We start from the raw sequence: 25677 nt of genomic DNA on the forward strand, positions 1-25677 counted from the left end.
CTATACCTCCGCTTGAATTTCGCTGAGTGTTTGGCCGAGCATGGCCGCCAGTTCGTCTTCTGAAAGATCATCCAGCGCCTCAGCATAGTTGTCTAAGTCATCTGGCCCCGCTGCAGCAGGTGGTGGATCGTCGGGTATCTCATCCTTCGCCAATACCGGTAGCTGTTGGGTCAGGTATTCGACTAAATCTTCAATATTGTTGTAGTTAAACAGGGCTGTTGCGGACAGTCGATAGCTTAAGCCTGTCTGTAGCCATTGTCTGAGTTCGGCAATCATGAGTGAATCGATGCCTAAATCAAACAGGCCGGCCTGTGGTTCGATTTGGGTGGGATCTGATATACCGAGGACCTGGGCTAATTGCGATCGCACCCGTTCAATCAAAAACTGACGACGCTGGGCCCGAGGCAACGCTTCCAACTGCCGAATCAACCACCCTTCCTGGAGACCTGGAGACTTAAGCGGGGCTACATCCTTAAGCACGGGCATTGTTGTTCCCACTGTTGCTCCCATTGAGGTTTGGCCGAACCATTGGGACCAGTTCACAGAGATCACCCCAACTTGAGGCTGATTCAACTGGAGGGCTATCGCCATGGCTCCCATGCCCCGATCAATATCAATGGACTGGAATCCTAAATGCTGTAAACGGTCTAGTTGAGGTTTTTCCAGATGCTGTGCCATGCCCCCCGTCGCCCAGGGTCCCCAATTCAGGCTTAAGGCAGGCAATCCTTGACCATGGCGATAATGGGCCAACCCATCCATAAAGGCATTTGCCGCTGCATAATTTCCCTGACCAGGGGCACCCAAGAGGGACGCCGCCGAAGAGAACAGAATAAAAAAGTCCAGCGGCTTATCTTGAGTTAAACAATGGAGATGCCAGCTGCCTTTCACCTTGGCCGCCATCACCTGTTCAAAACGTGACCAGGTTTGATTCTGTAGCAAGCCATCGTCCAAAACTCCAGCGGCATGAACAATACCTCGTAAAGGTGGCAGCTGTTGATCAATCTCACCCAGAATATTCGCAAGAGACTCTTTCTGAGCAATATCTCCCTGCACAATAGATACTTTAATGCCAGTTTTTTCCAAATCCTCAATCATCGCTTGAGCCATCTCCGATGGAGACCGTCGCCCCATCAGCACCAGCGACTCTGCCCCCTGCTGTGCCAACCACTGGGCCACTTGCAACCCCAGAGCTCCCAAGCCTCCTGTAATTAAGTAACTGGCTTGGGGTTGAACAATCTGAACTGCGCTGTCAGGCGATTTCGCGTTTACTTGCCTCAGTCTTGCCCCATGGCGCTGTCCCTGGTGATAGGCAATGCGGTTTTCGGAGTCAGCATTTAACAATTCCTGAATCAGCACAGACCAATTGCCTTCTTTTAACGAAGCCGTTTCTAAATTCAGCAGTCGACACTGCAACTCGGGCTGCTCTAACGCCACAACCTGTCCCAATCCCCACAGTGGAGTCTGCTGAACTTGATGGGTATTGCCCAAACTTTGAGCATTTTGAGTCACTAGCCATAGTGGGGGCGGCTCATCTATCAATTCAGATGCTAGCGCCTGCACCAGATACAGCGCACTTTCACAACTCAACTGTAGACTCGCAAATACATCTTCTGAATCCTCAAGGTTTTCTAAATCACTCTCTAAACTCCACAGGTGGACAACCCCTTTGAGATTAGGGGTAGCCTGGGCAATCGTCCTTAGTAACTGTTGAAATGACTTAGCCTGGGTTGGGCATACCTGATAGTGGTCTGTTGCTAACTGCTGAAAATCGTCTCCTGGTGAAACACAAATACAGTGCTGTTGCTGTTGCGCCATCACAGCGGTCAACTGTTCTCCCCAGGTTCCTGCAGGCACAAACATTAGCCAGGTCCCTGACTCTTGGTCAACAGTAATCTCCTCTATCTTTGACGGTTGCCAGTCGATTTCATAGAGCCAGTCCTGAAGATTGTCTTGTAACGTCCCCAGAATCACCTCTCGGCTGGCTTGCCTCACCTCAAATCCGTTGATGCGAGCCACCACCTGCCCACTGGTATCCAACAGCTGCAAATTCCAGACCTGCTGATCAGCCGATATCTCTTTTTCCGGATCCAACTGACCATGACACCATAACCGCTCTCCCTGGGGACGGGCAAAATAGGAGAATCGCTCCATCTGAAATGGCACCCACGTTCCTTGCATAGTTTCCTCCGCACCTTCAGCGATGCCAACGGCAACCAATGCCTGGAAACAAGCATCCAGCAATCCTGGATAAAGCTCATAGCCATCATCCTGCACTCCGTCGGGGCGGACTAACTGCCCTAACACCTCACCCTGGCCTACCCAGGCTGTTTCCATCCACTGAAAACGTGTTCCCAACTGAATATGTCGTTGATCCAGGCTTTCATAGATGGCAGCCCCGGCTACCTGCTGGGTACATCGGTCCTGAATAGCCTGAATTTCAATCCAGCTAAATTCGCCATTGGTACTGGACGTCGATAAGATTCCGGTTGAATGAATCCCATGGTCATCGCCCTGTAGGGCACTGGGGCTATCGCTGGACGAAGGGTTAAAGCTAATGACTTGAAACTCCCAACCTTCCTGGTGAGGCGTCAAAACAGTTTGCACGGTGCGCGCTTGCTCCTCAGCAATGGCCAGGGCTTGGGGAAAGAGCACCTGGGTCATCTGGAATGTTCCTTGGGGAAATGTGAGGCGGGCAGCCGCTAACAGGAGTGAGAGATAACACGCCCCAGGCACAACCACTTGCTGAAATACTCTGTGGTCAGCTAGGAAAGGAATTGATTCAACACTAAAGTGCGATTCGAAGAAGATATCCTTGCTTAAGGGAGATTGGAATTTTTGAGCAATTAGCGGATGGTGTGTCCCTAAAGAAGCCGCTGATTGAGATAGTGAACTGCCATGGACAGTCGCATTTATAGCGGTCTCTACCCAGTAACGTTGTCGTTGAAATGGGTAGGTGGGTAAGGATACTTTGCGCCGTTGAGGATAGGCTTGATCAAAGCCTGCCCAATCGATGTCCCAACCTCGGACATACAATTCTCTCAGACTGGCTAGCATTTGCTGCCAATCACTTTGGCTAGATCTAAGGGATGGCAACCAAACCTTCGCACTATCGTCCGACAAGCATTGACGTGCCATCCCTAACAGGATCGGTCGAGGTCCACATTCAAGGAAAATATCAATCTCCTCTTGCCGTAAACGCTCCATGCCAGCAACAAAGTTGACGGGGGCCAGGACATGGTCACACCAGTACTCAGGGGTAGCGACATCATCAGTAACCACCTGACCAGTGACATTGGAAATTAGTTTAAGCTTGGGCAGCGAATAGCTGATCTGCCGGGCCACCTGCTCAAATTCAGCCAGCATCGGAGCCATTAGTGGGGAGTGGAAAGCATGGGAGACCTGTAGCTGTTTAGTCTTAATGCCCTGGGTTTCTAACTGGTGCGCAATGGCAAGAACAGCTGACTCTTCTCCTGATATCACCGTACTCTCCGGTCCATTGATGGCGGCAATGGTGACATGCTCCACCATCAGTTTATTCACCTGTTCGGGAGAGGCCATCACCGAAACCATGGCCCCACCTGAAGGCAACTGCTGCATCAACTGCCCCCGCATTGCAGTCAGCTTCAAACCATCTTCCAGGCTAAAGACATCCGCAACGCAGGCGGCCACTATCTCACCGATACTATGGCCCATCACCACAGATGGCTTAATTCCCCAAGATTGCCACAGTTGATACAGGGCATATTCAATCGCAAACAGGGCCGGTTGAGTATACGCCGTTTGATTCAGCAAATCATTGTCTTGAGCATTGTCTGGAATATTGCCCTGATCCGGATAGAGCACATTCAATAATGGTCTCTCTAAATAGGCATTAAGAATTTCACTACATTGATCAAGACTTTGTTTGAATGTCGGTTGAGTCTCATATAGCTCACGAGCCATATTGACAGACTGTGCCCCCTGGCCAGTGAACAACATGGCCAACCGTGAAGCCTTACTATTGCCAGATTGTCCTAAACGGATATCGTCTCTCTGATTTGATTCTCTCAGCTGTTTCAGTTGATCAGACACCTCAACTAAAGACGTCCCAGCTACAGCCAGACGGTATTTGAAATGGGCTCGTCCCGTGTTCACCGTGTAACAAATGTCTGACAGTGTTAACTCTGGACGATGGTTGATATATGTCTCATATTGTCCAACCAGGTCCTGTAAGGCTTTCTCTGTTTTGGCTGCCAGGGTCAGTATATGCCAAGGGCGCTCCATGGATTCTGACACGGGCACAGTATCAGGTGCTTCTTCCACAATTACATGGACATTGGTACCACTGAGACCAAAGGAACTCACCCCTGCTAGTCTAAATTTCTCTCCACGCTGCCAGGACTGTATTGTTGTTGGTACAACAACAGGGATTTCGTCCCAGGCAATGCGTTGATTGGGTTGCTTTAGATGTAGATGGGGCGGAATCTTCTCATGCTGTAAAGAGAGAATCACTTTGATTAACCCAGCAATGCCCGCTGCCCCTTCGGTATGGCCAATATTGGTTTTAACCGAACCAATCATTATCGGAGAGAACTGGTCACGATGTTTGCCATAGGCTTTCACCAACGAATTGATTTCAATGGGATCTCCTAACGCGGTTCCGGTCCCATGGCATTCCACATAGTCGACTTGAGTGGCTTGCACATTGGCATTGATAAGGGCCTGTTCTATCAACGTTTTTTGAGCTAATCCGTTGGGTACCGTCAAACCACTGCTAGAACCATCGTGATTGACGGCAGAGCCCCGAACTAGAGCCAAAATTTGATCGCCATCCGCTTGGGCATCACTCAGGCGCTTAAGAACAACAATGCCGCAGCCTTCACCACGCCCATACCCATCGGCACTATTATCAAAGGTTTTACACCGACCATCCGGTGAATTCATCTGGGCTTGGGCTTCGAGCACACTCATCTCGGGTGTCAGCATCAGGTTAACCCCACCCACTAAGGCCAGGTTACTCTCCTGATTACGTAAACTCTGACAGGCTAGATGACAAGCTACCAGAGACGAAGAACAGGCTGTTTCGACGGTCAATGTGGGTCCATTGAGACCCAAGGTATAGGCAATCCGACCTGCTGCCAGGGGTGCACCGTTGCCAGAACCAGTATGAACGTCTACGGTCTGGGCAGCCAAGTGTCCATAGTCGTGGGTCATCATGCCAATGAATACTCCGGTTTGAGTCCCTTTCAATGAGAGCGGCGACACCCCGGCATCTTCTAGGCTTTCCCAACATACTTCCAATAGCAATCGATGTTGAGGGTCAAGACTCCTGGCTTCACGGGGAGAGATCTTGAAAAAGGCTGCATCAAATTGATCGACATCGGAGAGAAAACTGGCGTAGCGGGTATACATCTTGCCAGGTACATCTGGGTCAGGATCGTAATATTGTTCAATGTCCCAACGATCTGCAGGCACCTCAGTGACGGTATCAATTCCCCGCTCTAGCAGCTGCCAAAAGTCAGTTGGATTGGTGGCTTGTGGGAAACGACACCCCAAGCCGATGATGGCAATGGGTTCAGTGCTATAGTGTGCCGCACCATCAGATGCGGCCATATCTCTCCTGGGTTCCTCAGCCGATGTCTGACGCTGACTCTCCAGATTCTCCTCACTCCATTGCAAAACATCTTGAACGAGATAATTTACCAGGTCATCCAGGGTGTTGTAGTCAAACAGATCCGTAGCCGACAATTGACAGCCTAAGCAGGTCTGTAGTCGATTGTTCAGTTCCAGGATCATCAGGGAATCTATCCCCATGTCAAATAAGCCAGTGTGGACATCCAGGGTGGTTGAATCGGTAATACCGAGGATCTGAGCTACTTGTAACTGCACCTGGTCCATCAACAAAGCACGACGCTGTTCCATGGGGACAGTCTCTAACTGCTGACGTAACCACCCTGTCTGAGAGGATTTTGAACTGTTAGGAAGCACTGCTCTCAGCAACGGCATCTGAGTAGCCGTTGTTCCCTGGGCTGACCACTGCGACCAATTGATGGGCAGTACTCCCACTTGAGGCAGCTCAAGCTGAAGACACTGTTGCAAAATGGAGATCCCTACCTCAAAGTTCAAGGGTTGGAATCCGGCTTTCTCGAAACGGCTTAGCTGTGAATTGTTCAGCTGAGCGGCCATTCCATCCCCTGCCCAGGGTCCCCAATTAATACTCAGGCCCGGTAATCCCTGGGCACGACGATAATGGGCTAAGCCATCCATAAAGGCATTAGCAGCAGCGTAATTCCCTTGTCCCAAGGAACCGAGTAACGAAGCGGCTGACGAGAAGCAAACAAAAAAGTCTAACGGTCTCTTCTGAGTTAATTGATGGAGATGCCAACTGCCCAACACTTTGGCCGCCATCACTTGTTCAAACTGTGACCAGCTCTGATTTTGCAGCAGACCATCGGCCAATACCCCAGCCGCATGAATAATGCCTTTTAATGGGGGTAACTGGGTGTCAATGTCATCCAGAACCGTAGCTACATCAACAGCATTCGCCACATCCGCCTGGACCACCGAAACAGTTACCCCGACTTGCTTGAGATCATGGATGATGGCTGCAGCCGTCTCCGAGGGCTCTCGTCTTCCCATCAGCACCAGGGAGGTGGCACCGGATTCTCCCAGCCATTGGGCAACCTGGAGACCCAGTGCGCCCAAACCTCCGGTAATTAAGTAACTGGCATCCGGTTGCACCCAATTCTCTTGATTAGAAGCAAGGGCGGTTTCTACATCAGCAACATAGGGTTTCAATCGAGCAACATGTCGTTGGTTCTGGTTATAGGCCACCAGATTCTCTGCGTCAGCACTCAATGCTTCATGCACCAAAATTTGCACCGCTTCCGCAATGGCAGACTCCTCATCCAAATCAAGTAAGTGACAATGCAATTCAGGATGTTCTAGCGCAATCACCCGACCCAGGCCCCACAGTGGAGTTTGCTGGATTTGAGGAATCTGTTCTCTGTCCAAACACTGACTACCCTGGGTAACCAGCCATAGGGCAGGAGATTTTTCCTGTGATCTCAATGCCTGCAACAACTGCAGAGTAGTGCCACAGGTTATCTTCAGGCTGTCGGCTAAGTCCTCCATGTGGCTGGTTAAGCTCCACAAATGCACAATACCTTGTAGCGCGATACTTTGCTCATTAAGCTGTTGAAAGAGTCGCTCAAACCCATCGTCTTGGTTGGGACAGACCTGATAGTGATGGTCATCCAACTGCTGGAACGTTGTGCCAAGGGAGACCACTACACAGGACTGACCTTTTTGAACCAGTGTTTCTTTTAGTTGTTCTGCCCACTGCGCAGTAGGTACCAACAATAACCAGGTACCCGCCTCAGATAATATTGATTGAGGTTGAAGGTCTAACGCCTGCCATTGCAATTGATAGAGATATTGACTGGTATCCGCTTGCAAGTACTTTAAGAAACGCTCCCGTGGCGCACGCTTGAGGGTAAACCCATCAATACGACCAAAAGCCTGACCAGTCTCATCGAGTAGATGAATGTCATAGGCACGGGTTTGCAACTGTTCATTGATGCGTGTGGCCTGATTCACATAGGCATAGAAACGTTGAGGGGCAGGACGCATCAGGGTTACCTCGTCTACCTGCCAGGGAGCCCAGAACACTCCAGGCTCATGGTCAACATCAACCAGGTCTGCGGTTAGACGGGTACAGGCATCGAGCAAGACCGGATGAATCGGTTCATTGGCTAGGTGGGAAGCTAGAACCTCTGGCACCATAATTTCAGACAGGGCGATGCCATTCCCCACCCAGGCCTGTTGAACTACCGCCAGCATCGGACCATAGGTTACAGAGATACTGCCATAGAGTTGATTTAGAGTATCCGCTGTAATCGGGGCTAATTGTTCCTGCAAATGGGCAATATCGACACTCAGAGGAGAGAACAATTGAGGGGTATCCTGCACGGTCAAACTGGCATGCTGATGCCACTGGTCTTGTTGAGTTGCATCCCGACTAAACACATCAACCCGACAAGAGTTCATTTCTTCAGGCGGTTGTATCACCAGTTCTGTTTCCCGTTCACTATTGGGTGTGGCTAGGAATAAGGGTTCAAGGAAACTAACAGATTCAACCGTGGCTGGTAGTTCAAGGGTTGCCAGGGTCATGGCAATATAGCTCACCCCTGGAATGACGGCTGTATCATAAACCCGGTGATCATTGATCCAGGGATATTGGATGAGATTAATGGTTTGATGGTAAATCGTTTGTCCGGTGGAGGCCAACTCTAATTTGTTGCCCACTAGCACATGATGGGGCTGACCGAGCAGACTTTGATGTTTAGGTACGTCAACCCAGTAACGTTGCCGTTGGAAGGGATAAGTGGGTAAGGCAATTTTACGGCGTTGGGGATAGTCTTTATCAAAACCAATCCAATCAATCTTTACCCCACGAACATGGAGCTGACTCAAGCTAGAGAGCATCTGTTGCCAATCATTTTGGCCTGCTCTGAGAGACGGTAGCCAGATTTTCTCGTTATCTTCTGGTAAACATTGTCGTCCCATGCCCAACAGAATCGGCTGAGGTCCACATTCCAGGAAGATATTAATTTCCTCCTGCTGCAAGCGCTCCATGCCAGCTGCAAAGTTGACGGTCGAGAGAATGTGCCGACACCAATAGTCAGGGGTCGTGACTTCTTCAGATACTATCTGTCCGGTGACATTGGAAATTAGTTTGAGTCGGGGCGGTGAATAGCTAATCTGTCTGGCCAACTGCTCAAAATCGTCCAGCATTGATTCCATCAAGGACGAATGGAAGGCATGGGAGACTTGCAGCTGTTTGGTCTTGATGCCCTGGGTTTCAATCTGTTGAGCAATGTCTAGCACCTTAGACTCTTGACCTGAGATAACGGTACTCTCAGGTCCATTGATAGCGGCAATGGTGACATTGTCTGTCATGAAAGTACTAAGTCTTTCAACAGAGGCCATCACCGAGACCATCGCTCCCCCCGCAGGTAATTGCTGCATCAGCTTGCCCCGTGTGGCACTGAGTTTCAAACCATCTTCTAGACTAAAGACTCCAGCAATACAAGCTGCAACAAGTTCACCAATACTGTGACCCATCACAACAGAAGGGACAATGCCCCAGGAATGCCACAGTTGATAGAGGGCATACTCAATGGCAAATAGGGCCGGTTGAGTATATGCCGTTTGATTCAATAGAGCATCGCTTACTTCTGTACTCTCATCTGGATAGAGTATTTCTAATAAAGGTCTATCCAGATAGGTATTGAGAATCTCGCTACATCGGTCTAAAGTTAGTCTAAACGTGGGCTGACTCTTATAGAGTTCTCGGGCCATATTGACATATTGTGACCCTTGACCGGTGAACAGTATGGCAACTTTAGGTGTTTCAGCTGTCTTGAGAGTCCCCTTAACCAATCCCGATTCCACTTGTCCTGCAGCAAATGCGCCGAGTTGCGCTGCCGCCGTTGTTCCGGTTTCTGCTACCACAGCGAGTCGATGGCCATGAGCCAATCGTCCTGTACTGGCACTGAAGCATACATCTGCCAGGGATTGTTGAGGGTGACTCTCGAGATACTCATGATAGCGCTGGGCTAACTGCACCAAACTCTCTTCAGTCTTGGCTGATATTGTCAGCACCTGTAATGGGCGGTCTACGGGGGTCTGAATTATTTCCGTTGGCATCGGCGCTTCTTCGATCACCACATGGGCATTGGTCCCCGTAAAACCAAAGGCACTTACCCCCGCTAACCGTTGCCCTGGGCTGTTCCAGGGTGTTAATTCTTGGGGCACTTGTAGCCAGTCTTGCCAATCAATCTTTGGATTGGGCGTATTCAAATGCAGGTGCGCTGGAATTTGCTGGTGCTGCAATGAGAGCACCACCTTGATCAATCCTGAGATACCTGCCGCTGCTTCCAAATGTCCAATGTTGGTTTTAACCGAGCCAATCAACAGAGGCTGTGTTGCGTTGCGATCTTCTCCTAGAACAGCCATGACCGCATTCAACTCAATGGGGTCACCCAGGGAAGTGCCTGTGCCATGGGCCTCTAGATAACTTACGTCTATTGGCTGTACTTTAGCCTGGGTTAACGCTTGTGTGATTAACCGTTGCTGTGCCTGGCCATTGGGGACAGTTAAGCCACTGCTTGGCCCATCCTGGTTTACCGCACTGCCGCGAATCAACGCCAAAATCGGGTCGCCATCCCGTTCAGCCTCGCTCAAGCGCTTCAGCACAATCATGCCACAGCCCTCGCCTCGACCATACCCATTGGCACTCTCATCAAAGGTCTTGCAGCGACCATCTGCCGATATCATTCTGGCTCTGGAGGTGCCAATGTAAGCGTTGGGGGTCAGATGTAATTTCACCCCACCGGCCAGGGCCATATAACATTCGCCCAGGCGTAAACTGTTGCAGGCTTGATGGACGGCGACCAGGGATGAAGAACAGGCGGTATCCAGGGTCATGGTAGGTCCGGTAAACCCCAGGGTATAGGCCAGTCGGCCTGCGGCACTGGAGATATGATTGCCGCTACCTGCGTAGGTCGCCAGGGGACTGTCGGGAGATTGTTGCAGATGTTGCTGGAGCAGTTGCTCATAGTCATGACCATCATTGCCGACAAATACCCCCACCATTGCTTCGGAGAGACGCTCTACTTTTTGTCCGGCGCGCTCCAGGGCTTCCCAACTGACTTCTAACAGCAATCGATGTTGGGGGTCGATGGCAACGGCTTCTCGGGGAGAAATACCAAAGAAGCTGGGGTCAAATTGGTCCACACCTTCGACAAAGTGGCCATAGCGAGTGAGTATCTTACCAGTGGCTTCCGGGTCCGGATCATAGTAAGCATCAATATCCCAGCGCTCGAGGGGAATCTCATTGCGGGTATCTTCACTGGCTTGGAGCAGCTGCCAGAATTGCTCAGGTGAATCAATTCCACCGGGCAGACGACAGCCCATCCCTACAATCGCTATAGGTTCATCTAATGCTTGGCGCTGTGGGGGTAACGTTGTTTTATCCTGGGACTGATCAGTAAGTTCTAGTACTTCACTGGCCAAGTAACGGCTAAGCTGTTCAATATTGGGAAAGTCAAAGGCCACCGTAGTGGGTAAGGCCACTCCTAACAATTGTGTCAGGCGGCTGCGTAGATCCACCGCCATCAGCGAATCCATTCCCAATTCGAAAAAGCCCACTTGAGGATCGGGCAGAGACGTGGAAGAGAGTCCCAATACACGGGCCACTTCTTGTTGAACGATGTGCTTTAGACGCTCAAGTTGTTCTGCTCTTGGCAATGACAGAATTTGATCCATCCAATCCGTCTGAACCGGGGGCTCGGCTGCTAACGACTCTGGTTCAACCAACGGGTCCAATAAGCTTCGATGCCGACCGGTCTGATAAACCGCATTGAATTGTTGCCAGTCCACGGCGGCCACTACACATTGCTGCGCTGAAGTGCTGAGCAACTGTCCTAAGGTAGCTGTCATTTGGGGCAATGACAGAGGAGTAATGCCAATTTCAGAGAGTCGTTTTACCTGGGAGGCGTCAGCCTGGTTCACCATGCCACTGCCTGCGATCGCAGACCAATGTACCGTCAGACTGGGAACCCCCTGACTATGTTGATAGTGACTCAACAGATTCTGAAATTCATTGGCGGCCCCATAATGGGCCTGATGCGCCGACCCCCAAACGGCAGCAATCGAACTGAAGTTGACGAAAAAGTCTAAATCCCATTCCAAACTCAGTTGATGCAGATTCCAGCTGCCTTTTACCTTAGGAGCTAACGTCTTCGCCAGTGTGGACTGGTTCAATGACTCAATGGGATGTAAGCCACCATCAATCCCAGCGGCATGGATCACCCCTCGCATGGGTGGCCATGACTCGGATAATGGGGACAAGGTTGTTTGCAATGCCATGGTGTCATTGATGTCCACTATAGGCATAACAACCTGACAACCGAGCGATCGCAACTGGGCAATGACGGCTTCTTTTTCTGGGGTATTGGCCCCCTGTCGACTTACGAGAACCAGATAACGAGCCCCTTGTTCCACCAGCCATTGGGCCACAGTCAGCCCCAAACCACCCAGGCCGCCACTGAGCAAATAGCTACTCTCCGGATCAATTGTTAATGGGGTATCTGGTTTAGGCTGAGTGCGTACCAGCCTGGCCACATAACGTTGATGATTCCTGCGATAGGCAACTTGTTCTTCCGTGTGATTGGTTAAGACTTCGGTGCTCAGACATTGCGCCTGTTGCTCCATCGCAGTCTGACTATCCAGGTCGATGAGGCCGCCCCATTGGTGGGGATGTTCCAGGCCGAAGATGCGACCTATGCCGCGCACAGGAGCCTGAACAATAGCAGGCAGGTCTGTCCCCAAGGCCACCCCCTGCTGGGTCACTACCCACAACCTGGTTTGGGAGAGTTCAGGTTGCGTTACCATGCTTTGCATTAGCTGTAGCAATTCGGTGCATTGCTGGTTGACTGTTCTATCTAGAACATCTGCAGTAAGGTCTGTTAAATTAATCTCTTCCAGACTCCGGAGCCAAAGAATACCGGCAACTGGCAAGGTGTTGGTCTGGCTTAGGTGGGTCCATAGTCGGGCATAGGCATCAGGACTATCCGGCTGCAGAACATAGTTAACGTGGTCATTGTTCTGGGGCAGTTCCTCTGCTAAAGTCACCAACGTACTGGTTTGGCCATGGTGGTGTAATTGGGATGCGATCGCATCCCCTAGCTCCACAGATTGAGTAAAAATTAGCCAGTGGTGAGGCTGATATTCGTCTATAGCAGGAGCTGCTTGCTGCTGCCACTGGACTTCATACAGCAAATCCTGGACCGATTGAGCAGCCAGTTGTTGCTGATGGACTTTGACCAACTGTTCTATTGTCTCTGTAGCAATAGGAGAATGATTCTGGGTTGAGAGCAGCTGGTTGAGTTGAGAGATATCTCCTTGGTCTAACAGTTCAGTGACCTGGGAACTACTGTTTGAAGCAGTTTGAATCTGCTGTTTGGGAGTATCAACCCAATAGCGTTGCCGTTGGAACGGATAGGTGGGCAGAGAGACTTTGCGACGTTGGGGATAGTCCCGGTCAAAGCCAGGCCAATCAATATCTACACCTTTACTATAAAGCTGTCCCAAACTGGAGAGTAGCTGCTGCCAGTCACTTTGACCAGATCTAAGGGAAGGTAGCCAGGCTTTCTCCCCATCCTCTGATAAACATTGTCGGCCCATGCCCAACAGAATCGGTTGAGGCCCACATTCCAGGAAGATGTTGATCTCTTCTGACTCTAAACATCCCATGCCAGTAGTAAAGTTGACCGGGGCAAGAATGTGACGACACCAGTACTCAGGCGTTGCCACGTCATCCGTGACCACCTGGCCTGTAACATTGGAAATCAGTTTGAGTTGAGGTAATGAGTAACTAATCTGTCTGGCCACCTGCTCAAACTTATCCAATATCGGTGCCATTAAGGGGGAATGGAAGGCATGGGAGACCTGAAGCTGCTTAGTCTTGATTCCTTGGGCTGCCAACTGTTGCGCGACAGCTTGAACCGCAGATTCTTCCCCTGAGATCACCGTACTCTCAGGACCATTAATGGCGGCAATTGTCACGTCATCCTTAGCCGCCAACACAGATTTAACCTGCCCCACAGCCGCCATTACCGAAACCATGGCTCCACCAGCGGGCAACTGCTGCATCAGCTGACCTCGCATGGCACTGAGTTTCAAGCCATCTTCTAAGCTAAAGACGCCAGCGACACAGGCGGCGACAATTTCGCCAATACTGTGACCCATGACTACTTTGGGTGTAATGCCCCAAGATTGCCAGAGTTGATACAGAGCATATTCCAGGGCAAACAGAATGGGTTGGGTATAGGCAGTTTGGTTAAGGGGAGATGTGTAATCAGACTGTAGGGGCTGGCCTTGTGCCTGCCTTGGATCAATGTGTAGGGGCTGGCCTTGTGCCTGCCTTGGATCAATGTGTAGGGGCTGGCCTTGTGCCTTCCCTTCTTCCGATATATTCGGGTAAAGGATTTGGAGAATATCTAGATCTAGATAAGGGCGTAGACTGTTGTTACAGTGGTCGAGAATCTGCCGGAATAGTGGTTGGGTCTCATATAGTTCTCGTCCCATCTCTGCATACTGGGAACCTTGACCAGTAAACAGAAAGGCGACGTTGGGAGTCTGTTGAACGCCTGCTCTGCTTCCATTCCCTACTGTCGCTGATGCCTGGCTGTTATTTCTTAATTGCTTTACCAGCTCGGGTACAGAGACAGCGGTTAGCGCTAACCGCTGTCTAAAGTGAGATCGACCTGCATTAGCGCTAAAGCAAAGATCGGCTAAATTAATCTCTGGATGAGTGACAAGATAGTCACAGTACTTTTGGCATAGCTCTGATAACGCTTCAGGGGTAGCAGCAGATAATCCCAACAGGTGTAACGGACGGTCGATACCTGGGGAAGTGATACTAGAAGGCTTTTCCGAAACCGCTTCTAAAACAACATGGGCATTGGTCCCACTAAAGCCAAACGAACTCACTCCGGCTTTCCAAGACCCGGTCTGATGCTCCGGCCATGGTCTCGTTTGAGTCGGTACTTGTAAACCATTCCAATCGAAATGGGGTGTGGGTTGCTGTAGATGCAAATGAGCCGGAATCTGACCATGTTGCAAGGATTGCACCACCTTAATCAACCCAGCAATCCCAGCTGCCGCCTCCAGATGACCTAGATTTGTTTTCACTGACCCCACCCATAGGGGCTGCTGTTCTTGATCCGATGCTTGATCCGATGTTTGATCCGACGATTGCCCTGCAGCCATGACTGTTTGTATAGCAGTTAACTCAATGGGATCTCCCAACGCTGTTCCAGTGCCATGGGCTTCAACGTAATCAATCTCTGCGGGCATTACGCCTGCATCCAACAAGGCTGACTGGATCACCTGTTGCTGAGCTAAACCATTAGGGGCCGTTAATCCATTGCTGCGACCATCCTGGTTCACCGCTGACCCACGAATAATTGCATGAATTGGATCGCCATCCTTCAATGCATCCGACAATCGCTTCAGGAGAATCACGCCGCAACCTTCTCCGCGAACATATCCATTGGCGTCAGCATCAAAGGTTTTGCATTTACCATCAGGCGTTAACATTTGTGCCTCAGAGAGGGCAACACTGTTCTCAGCGGTCAAAATTAGATTGACACCGCCTGCCAGAGCCTGTTCACATTCTCCCAGACGCAAGCTTTGACAAGCATTATGAACGGCCACTAAGGATGAAGAACAGGCCGTGTCAATTGCTACACTAGGGCCTGTCAAGCCCAAACTATAGGACAGTCTTCCAGCAGCGGTACTAAAGGCGTTCCCGGTGCCAAAGTAGGGGCCCACTTCTCCAGCTTGTTCTAGCAGCCGGGTATAGTCATGGGTGCTAATGCCAATAAAGACACCAATCTCTCTCCCGGAGAGTCTGCTAGGAGCTTGAACAGAATCTTCAATGGCTTCCCAACTCACTTCTAGCAACAGTCGTTGCTGCGGATCTAGACTGATCGCTTCTCGGGGTGCAATACCGAAAAACGATGCATCAAATATGTCTACTTGTTCAAGAAAACCACCATAATGGGTGGTACCAGGGTAACTGTCAATCGCCCAACGGGTGGATGGTACGGTTGTGATCACATCGTCAGCCCCCTGCAACAATTGCCAGAAGTCTTCGGCATTATTGATGTTGTTGGGAAATCGACAGCCGATGCCAATAATTGCGATCTCAGATGTGAGCGTCTCCGTTGCCCCTTTACTCCCCCTAAGCTTTGTAGGAACATTGCCTTTTTCGGACGTTGGTTCACTTAGATATTCGGATAGAGCCGCAATGGTGGGATAGTCATACAACAGAGTGACCGGTAACGGTCGCTGCAACCAGTCCTGCAATTCTCCTGATACTCCCACAGCGGTTGCCGAATTGAGACCATATTCTGCCAGTGGTCTGTCTCCAATGATTTGACCAGGCTCAAGGTTCAGGTGTTGAGCTAACTGAGTAACCAACCATTGATGAATCTGTGACGCGGTGGGATGAGAATTATTGTCTTGGGTCGTTGGGGCAGACGTGTGCCACTCGGCATGGGGGGCTGCCATTGGTTGAGTCTCTTTAACATCCTCAAACTCTTCATGGGCCACCGCCGTCAAACTTCCATTTAAGAATGCGCTGCGGCAGGCGCGTCGCTGAATCTTGCCGCTTGACGTCTTTAAAATACCGTTGGGTTTGAGCAACAAAACACTTTGGACCTGCAGGTCAAAGGTTTCTGATATGGCCCGCCGCATCGCATTGATCACCTCAGGGCCATTGAGCTGACGCAGGTAACTGCGTTTTACTTCATGGAGAACAACCAGCTGCGCCTGTTCTCCCACCTCAACAGAAAATGCCGCCCCACCACCAGGTTGCAGTGCTGGATGACTCGCTTCAGCAACTTGCTCAATATCTTGGGGATAGTAATTTTGTCCCCGAATAATGATCAGGTCTTTTAGACGTCCAGTGATAATCAGTTCCCCTGCCACCAGACCACCCAAATCACCCGTTCGCAAAAAAGGCCCTTCCTCGCTCTCCTCTAGATAGGCCTGAAACGTTAGCTGAGTTGCGTCTGATTGTTGCCAATACCCCTGGGCAACACTTTCACCCGCCAGCCAAATCTCACCGATCTCTCCCTCAGCACAACGTTGCCCAGTTTGGGGATTAACAATACGCACATTCAAGTCTGAAGGAGGAATACCGCAGCTCACCAATGATTGAGTCTGAGTCTGAGGTGACCCAGTCTCGACCACTACCTCAATCTGTCCCGCAGTCAACCTTGAGGTACTGACGGTCAAAGCCTTTGGTACCTGGTCAATGGGGTGCCAACTGACCCCTAATGTCGCTTCCGCCAAACCATAACAGGGCATAAAGGCCCGTTGCTGAAACCCACAATCCTTAAAAGCAGCAGCAAACTCAGCCATGATTTGCGCTCGAATGGGTTCAGCGCCATTGTAGGCTACCGTCCAGCTACTCAAATCCAGCTCTGCCTTTTGCTCAGGTCGAATTTTTTGTACACAGAGTTGGTAGGCAAAATCCGGTGCCCCCCCATGGGTGCCCCGAAACTTACTGATTGCCTGCAGCCAGCGCACGGGCTTCTGCAAAAAGGCAGTGGGTGACATTAAGATTGACTGACAACCCACATACAGCGGCTGAAAAATACCGTTAATCAACCCCATGTCGTGATAAACAGGCAGCCAAGACACGGATCGACTGGCAGCAGAACTATGGGTAACCGCTTGAATCAGTTTGCTATTGTGGAGCACATTCCCATGGCTAACCATCACTCCTTTGGGTTGCCCGGTGGAGCCTGAGGTGTATTGCAAGAACGCCAGGGTATCGGCAGTGATGGCAGGGATTGCCAAGGAACCCAGCGATTGAGAAGGCTTGATATCTTCCGTGATTAAAACCGCTAAATGGGTAATGTGAGAATAGTCTGCACTTTGTTTTTGGAGCTGTTGCCAAATGTTGGTTGTGGTGAGTACAACTGCAGGTTGGGCATCGTTTGCGATCGCACCCAAGCGCGACCGCCGCTGCTTTCGTCGCGGCGGATTGGCAGGCACCGCAACAATACCTGCGTATAAACACCCCAAAAATGCTGTTATAAACTTTAAACTTGGAGGATATAAGAGTAAGGCGCGCGCTCCAGGTTGCGTAATTTGCAATAATTGCCTTGCGATCGCCTGAGCCTGTTGTTCTAATTCTTGATAACTGAGCTGGTCAGACTCTACTTCCCCATCCTGCAGAAACGTATATGCCGTTTGATCTGGTTGATAGGCAGCACGATAGCTTAGTAATTCAATAAGATTAGAAGAACCTGGGAGTTCCATGGGTTTATCAGAATGATCTACAACAGCGTGCCCTATCCATCGTTCTCAATCTGAGAACGAAACAACAAACTATAGAATTTCTAAAATTTTCAACTTAAAACTCAAGATTGGCCAGCGCACAGCTTGCAAATACTAAATTTTTTTAAGACTGGATCGTTCCTGTCTTAAAAACTTCAGTGTGTAATTATGTAACACTGAATGAATCACACTCATCGTTCAATGTTGTGGGCGAAAAACAAATAACAACATGTGTGATGACTGTAATCAAGAGCTTTAGAACCTCACATGGATTCTAAGGTTAATTAATGGCCCAATATGCAATTTAGCATATTGGATGTCTTAATATGTTTGGTGTCGCATTAGAGATAAGCATCCATCTTTGTAATTATTATGGTTCTATTATCTTAAAGATGTCCGACAGAAAACATCCCGAAAAGTTCAGGTTTATTCAGATAAAAGTTCAGATTTATTCAGGTGTTTGGGAAAATAGTCAGACTAGCCAGATGTGACTGTTTTATCTTTGATGTTCATTTTCCTATCATGGGCTTGATCAAAGTTTTCTGGTTTAATGTGCTTTTGATGTCCACTCAATAAACTGGATACGCCGGTAGTTTCAGGGAGTGGAGCTTCCTGATTGAATGAGAAATAGTTTTCAGGTTCTTGATAAACGGTGATGTAGCCCTCGTAGTTGCGTAAGGCAACTTGATGAACCCCTTGACTCAAAAGATATTGGGGTGCAATCGGAATTTTACCGCCACCTCCTGGGGCATCCACTACATAGGTTGGAACGGCATAACCACTAGTATGTCCCCTCAGGCCTTCCATGATTTCGATGCCCTTAGCGATGGGCGTTCGAAAATGGCCTGATCCCTTTACCAGGTCACACTGGTATAGATAGTAAGGACGAATGCGATTTATCACTAACGTATGCACAAGTTCTTTTTGAATGGCTAACGAATCGTTGATCCCTGCCAGTAAGACACTTTGATTGCCAAGGGGAATACCTGCATCCACCAGTTTTGCCAGGGCATTGCTAGCCTCAGGGGTAATTTCTTTCGGATGATTAATATGCACATTCAGCCAGAGGGGGTGGTATTGCCGTAGCATGTTGCACAACTTATCGGTAATGCGCTGGGGTAAAAAGATAGGAACTCGGCTACCAATGCGAATAATTTCAATGTGGGGAACTGCCCGCAGGCGAGACAGCACATAATTTAGAAAAGTAGTAGAGAGCGTCAGTGGATCACCACCACTAATGAGAACATCTCTAACCTGAGGTGTGTTCTGTAAATACTCTATCTGAAGATCTATTCCTTGTTTGTTGACACTGGCTTTCGGATCACCCACCATCCGGCTTCGGGTACAATATCGACAGTAACTGGCACAGTGCGTGGTAACCAACATCAGAACTCGATCTGGATATCGATGCACCAGACCAGGCACAGGACTATGCTGATCTTCTTCCAGGCTATCAACCTCCATCCCTTCAAAGGCGAGAAGTTCTCTCCCTAACGGTATAACTTGTCTGCGAATCGGACAATTGGGGTTATCTGCGTCTATCAAGCTCATAAAGTAAGGGGTAATATCAACCCGAAACCTATGATCTGAATTTAGACCTGCTTTTTCCTCTGGGGTAAGTTGGAGAATTTGTAAGATTGTTTCTAAATCACTAATCCGATGCTTGAGCTGCCATTGCCAATCATTCCAATCATGGTCAGGAGTCTCAACCCATTTCTTCGGACGGGGCGTAAAGTGTTGGGTGGTGTTGGGTGGTGAAGTTGCCATGGCAGGTATTGGATTTTGGTGGTGATAGTGAGGACAATCAGATGGATGACAGGACTTAAGATATTTTGATCTGTTCGATAGATTTAAGAATTTTCTGAGCCAACATTTCGATATGGGGTTCAACCATAATGGAGGCATGGCTACCAGAAATGGTATATACGTCAATCTCTTCTGCTGCGAAGGGTTGCCATCCCATAGCCAAATTTTCGTATGATTCTGATAGGCCATACTGGGATAAACTTGCCTCTTGAGCCTGAAATAGGGTGATGGGAGTCGGAGATGTATACCTGGGACTATAATCCAGCTGAAACTGAGTCCGAAATACTTGAAACAATCCCCGGACTATTTTGCTATCCGATTGAGGGGGGAGCACTTCGGCCATTTCAAGCCGTTGTTTTAAGGTGTCGATTTGTTCTGATTCGGTGAGTAAGTGGAGTTTATCGACATCGATTTGGAGACTATCACCCAAAAGCTCCTCAATCATGCCAATTAACAGCTGCATCCACGTGGTGTGATTCCAGTCAGCATAGGTTTTCTGGCGACTTACATCTGATGATGTCGTATTAGTTGCTGAGGGTGCGATCGCATCGATCATAAAAACCCGACCAATGGACTGTCCTTGACGCTGAAGCTGCTGCGCCATCTCAAAAGCCACCTGAGCACCAAAGGAATGTCCCAAGAACACATAGGGGCCTACAGGTTGAACTGTCTGAATCGCTTGAATATATTGTTCCGCAATGCTTTCAATACTTTGGAGAGGAGGTGTTTCCCCATCCAGACCTTGAGCCTGTAGTCCATACAGGGGTTGATCGGTACCCAGGTGTCTGGCAAGGGGGTAAAAATAGAGCACATTGCCGCCAGCACCGGGGACACAAAATAATGGAATCGCTGAACCGTTAGGTTGAATCGGTACCAGGGGAGACCAATTTGGTTGAAACGAGGTAGATCCTAAAACAGCTGCGAGTTCTTCAAGGGTGGGATGCTGAAATAATGTGGCTAGGGGTAAATTGATTTGAAAATATTGTTGAATTTGAGCCATTAAACGCATGGCTTTTAGAGAATGCCCGCCTAGTTCAAAGAAATTATCTTGGATACCAATGCTCTCTTTGCATAATAAATCTTGCCAAATTTTAGCCAATGTTTGTTCTATAAAATTACGAGGGACTGTCTCAGGCTGGTTGTGGGTGCCTTGACTTTGACCTATGTCCAATAAAGAGAGTTCCTTCCGATCTATTTTTCCATTTTGGTTGAGGGGAAAATCCTCCAGGGTTACGAATGTACTTGGAATCATATAATCCGGCAGCTTTTGTTTGAGAAAATTTCGGAGGTCGGTCGGTGAATGCTCTGGAGGATAGAGAGAGGGACAGATATAGGCCACTAGTCTTTTATCCTCAGGCATCTCTTCTTCTACAGTAATTACCACTGCTTGGTTGACTTGAGGATGGCTACTCAGGACGGTTTCGATTTCACCCAGTTCTATTCTAAATCCTCGAACTTTAACCTGATAATCCACACGACCCAGATATTCAATATCGCCATCCTGGGCATATCGGGCGAGATCTCCTGTTTTATAGAGTCGTCCGGAGCCAAAGGGGTTAGGAATAAACTTCTCTGCGGTCAGTGTGGAACGGCTTAAATAACCTCTGGCCACGCCCATTCCCCCAATGTATAACTCACCAATCACTCCTTTGGGGACAGGGCATAATTCTGCATCCAGGATATAAACCTGAGTATTGGCGATGGGGGAACCAATGGGAATCGTTAATTGAGTATGAGCCTTTCCATCTAAGCTAGAGTGTGAAACGCAGAACTGGCTTGACCAGACAGTTGTTTCTGTGGGTCCATATAAGTTCCACAGATTTTTGCTACGGGGCAAGAGCTGACGGGCAATCTCAGGAGGCAGGGTTTCACCACCACATAAGATCATCATATCTGTTGAGATTGCATCCCATCCAGCTAACAACAACATTTGCCATGTGGCGGGAGTTGCCTGCATAATTGTGGGCTGGATTTCAAGCAGTTTATGCTTAAGTTGTTGTCCATCTTGTGCCACATTCTGGGGAATAAGCCATAGTTGAGCGCCACTAATGAGGGGCAGATAAATCTCCAATGTGGCAATATCAAAGGCTATGGTTGTTACTGCAGCTAGACGGTCGGAATGATCTATTCCTAAAGTCTCCTGAAAACTGCATAGGAGATTGGCCACCGATTTGTGTTCAATTTGAACCCCCTTAGGCTGTCCTGTTGAACCCGAGGTATAGATAACATAGGCTAAATTGTGTGAAGCTGCGCTATTATCTAGATTTTCAGGCGATTGTTTGGCAATTATCGATGCCTGGTCATCCAGGCAAACAACTGAGCTTTTAAGGGAGAGAAATTGTTTGTACAATGAGGCTTGAGTCACCAGTAAAGATACCTGTGCATCAGTCAGGATACTGTGAAGCCGCTCTGAGGGATGGTTTGGGTCGAGCGGGACATAGGCCCCACCCGCTTTCAAAATCCCGAGCAACGCCACGACCATATCAATTGATCGGTTTACACATATCCCAACCAGAACCTCTGGTCCTACGCCCTGTGCTTGCAGATAATGGGCCAGCCGGTTGGCCTTTTGATTCAGCTGCCGGTAGGTGAGCTGCTCTTGCTCAAATACAATGGCTACAGCATCGGGGGTTTTAGCAACCTGTGCCTCAAATAGCCGGTGAATGCATTGTTCTTGCAAAAGGTGGCATTGGGTATCGTTCCAGGTAACTAGAGCCTGATGACGTTCAATTTCATCGAGTAAGGGCAATTTGCTAACAGAATTTTGAGGGTCCATCACTACAGCAAAAAGCAAATTACTGAAATGAGCCGCCATCTGTTGGATCGTTAAGGCATCAAACAAGTCTGTGTTGTATTCCCATTCACAGGTTAATTGGTTCTCTCTTTCAGTGATGGATAGGGTGAGATCAAACTTAGAGATTGTGTTTTCTATCGTAGACTCACTCAAGGTTATCCCTGGAAGTACCAGGTCGTCCAGCGGTGCATTTTGCAATGCAAACATTACCTGAAATAGAGGAGAGTGGCTCAAACTCCGTTGGGGGTTCAAGGCCTCTACTACTCTTGCAAAAGGGACACCTTGGTGCTCATATGCCTGGAGGGCTGTTTCTCGAAAACGAGTTAATAAGGTCTCAAAACTAAGGTTGTTCTCAAAGCGAGTTCTTAAAACCAGAGTATTGACAAAGAAGCCAATTAACGGCTCTAGTCCAGGATGATTGCGATTGGCAACAGGAGACCCAATTAAGATATCGGTTTGTCCACTATAGCGGTAGAGCAATGTGGCAAATGCACTGTGCAAGATCATAAATAGGGTGACCTGCAGCTGTTGCGATAACCGCCTTAGTTGTTGAGTCAGGTCCCTATCCAGGAGAAACTGTTGACTGGCTCCCTGATAGGTTTGCACCGCTGGACGAGGGCGATCAGTTGGCAATAATAATAGGTCCGGCGCATCTGCAAGCTGATTTTGCCAGTACTGGAGTTGCGTTTTAAGGGTTTCGGATTGTATTTGCTGCTGCTGCCATACTGCGAAGTCTGTGTACTGAATCGGTAGGTCGGTCAGCGGTGAAGGGGCTCCTAAACAAAATGCCTGATATAGGGCCGAGAGTTCTTGCATCATAACCCCCATTGACCAATCATCAGAAACAATATGGTGCAAGGTAAAGAGAAGGGTATAGGATGATGTACCCAGCCGAAACACAGAACATCGCAGCAGGGGAGCGACTTCTAAATTAAATGGAGTCGCAGCCGCTTGCTGAATCTGCTGGTTTAAAGTTTTTGCTTGTTCATCACCTGTTAAAGTTTGCAAGTTAATTTGCTCAATATTTATGGTGGTTGATGCTTGTATTACTTGAACAGGGACACCATTCACGGTTTGAAAGCTGGATCGTAAGATCTCATGTCGATTAACTATTGCTGAGAGTGCCTGTTGCAAAGCATGAAGATCCAACGATCCTTGGAGCAAAAATGCTTCAGATATATTGTAAGTTGCACTGGAGCCTTCAAGTTGATCTAAAAACCATAATCGTTCTTGAGCCCAGGATAACGGATACTGCTGTCGTGATTTGTCAGCACCAGAGAGATCAACACGAGGTATGGAGAAAGCCTGATGGTTACTGGCAGCATTTTTAAGCTGATGTATCCTTTGGTCTAGCTGGGTAACAGTCGGCGCTTCAAAAATGGTTCTAATGGAGAGATTGGCCTCAAAAGTTCGTCTGAGGCGTGACACTAACTGAATGGCCAATAAAGAATGTCCACCTAGGTTAAAGAAATTATCGTATATACCAACTTTGTCGATGTCTAACACCTCGGCAAAGGCTCTAGCGATGATTTCGCCACGAGGAGTATCGGGGGCAATGTATTGCTCTTCCGGCAGACTGTTCCTATCAGGTAGTGGCAGTGCTCGGCGATCTACTTTTCGATTGGGGGTGAGAGGAAAAACATCTAAGGCCACAAATGCGCTTGGGATCATATACTCCGGTAGCTTCTGTTGGAGAAACTCACGCAGTTGCAAAGGAGATGGAGACGGCTGAGAAGCAACAAAATAGGCAATTATTTTTGTGTGATGGGCAGCCTGACGGGTTGTAATCACCACTGCTTGTTTGACTTGAGGGTGACAATTCAAGACCGTTTCGATTTCACCCAGTTCTACCCTAAACCCTCGAACTTTGACCTGATAGTCTACACGACCCAGATATTCAATATCGCCATCCTGGGCATACCGGGCGAGATCGCCTGTTTTATAGAGCCTTCCAGGCCCAAAGGGGTTAGCAATAAACTTTTCTGTGGTTAGCTCTGGTAAATTGAGGTAGCCCCTCGCCAGGGTAATACCGCCCACATATAATTCTCCCTTCATCCCCTTAGGGACAGGTTGTAGCGATGGATCCAGAATATAGGTTTTGATATGAGCTAAGGGTTTACCAATCGAGGTTTCACTCCCTTGCCAGTTAAGAATTTGCACCTTAGAAAGGTGACAGGTTGTGGCTACCACAGTCACCTCTGTAGGACCGTAACTGTTGACAAGCTGAGGATAATCACCGCAATGATCGAGCCAGCGTCGAACTTGTTCTGGATCAGCACCTTCTCCACCAATAATCACGAGTCGAAGCGATGGATTAAGGGTGATCTGAGATTCGGAAAATTGAGAACAGATGTGATGCCAGTAAGCTGTTGGCAAGTTTAAAACAGTGATCTGCCAATCATGACACTTTTGAATAAGTGTCGCGATGTCATTCATATCCTCTGTGCGCAATACCAGAGTTGCTCCTGCGTGCCAACAGGGGTAAATTTCTTCAACAGATGTATCGAAGCTGACTGAGGCAAATTGTAGAACGCGATCCGACGACGAAAGACAATATTTTGCTGTAATAGATTGGGTGAAATTTCTCACAGTCTGATGTTCAATCATCACCCCTTTTGGCGTTCCAGTCGATCCAGATGTATAGATAATATAGGCTAAATTGTTAGGGGTAACTTGAGTGAGAGGGTTAGACTGACTCTTCTGAGAAATGACCGTGCTATCGGTATCTAAACAAATGACGACTGCCGAATGCTCAGGTAATCTGGATAACAAATGGCTGTGGGTTACTATGACTGATACCTGAGTATCGGCAACCATAAACTGGAGTCTTTCTTGAGGATAGCTAGGGTCAAAGGAGGCATAGGCTCCCCCAGCTTTCAAAATCCCCAACAGTCCAACCATCAAGTCAATGGATCGCTCTAAACACAATCCTACGAGCACTTCTGGTCCAACCCCCTGGTCTATTAGATAGTGGGCTAATTGATTAGCTTTGTCATTTAATTGCTGATAGGTTAGTTGCTGTTGCCCAAACACCAATGCGATCGCATCAGGTGTCTTTATAACTTGTGTTTCAAATAACTGATGAATACGCTGATTGCACGGGTACTCCCTGGCTGTATCATCCCAACCCACATAAGAAAGATCTAAATTCTCATTTTTAGATACAGCCATATTTA

Annotated in this window: 3 protein-coding genes; all 3 read right to left on the reverse strand. The window is 48.7% G+C overall.

What is annotated here, in order from left to right:
- Window positions 1-17883: an SDR family NAD(P)-dependent oxidoreductase gene (locus U2F10_RS35085; RefSeq protein WP_499874780.1), complete on the reverse strand. Its 17883-nt coding sequence runs from the start codon at window positions 17881-17883 to the stop codon at window positions 1-3.
- Between the two features lie 495 nt (window positions 17884-18378).
- Window positions 18379-19668: a lysine 2,3-aminomutase gene (gene kamA / locus U2F10_RS35090; protein ID WP_163665656.1), complete on the reverse strand. Its 1290-nt coding sequence runs from the start codon at window positions 19666-19668 to the stop codon at window positions 18379-18381.
- Window positions 19669-19723: 55 nt separating this feature from the next.
- Entirely contained in the window at window positions 19724-25672 is a 5949-nt protein-coding gene (locus U2F10_RS35095; protein WP_499874781.1) for an amino acid adenylation domain-containing protein, read from the reverse strand.
- Window positions 25673-25677: the final 5 nt, after the last annotated feature.

The sequence above is a fragment of the Leptothoe sp. EHU-05/26/07-4 genome, assembly GCF_043421015.1.
GTDB classification, from domain to species: Bacteria; Cyanobacteriota; Cyanobacteriia; order Phormidesmidales; family Phormidesmidaceae; genus Leptothoe; species Leptothoe turfae.

Bases quoted from the DNA above. Each gene is read 5' to 3' on its own strand.
- U2F10_RS35085 (WP_499874780.1), bottom strand. From the start codon at position 17,883: ATGGAACTCCCAGGTTCTTCTAATCTTATTGAATTACTAAGCTATCGT.
- kamA (WP_163665656.1), bottom strand. From the start codon at position 19,668: ATGGCAACTTCACCACCCAACACCACCCAACACTTTACGCCCCGTCCG.
- U2F10_RS35095 (WP_499874781.1), bottom strand. From the start codon at position 25,672: ATGGCTGTATCTAAAAATGAGAATTTAGATCTTTCTTATGTGGGTTGG.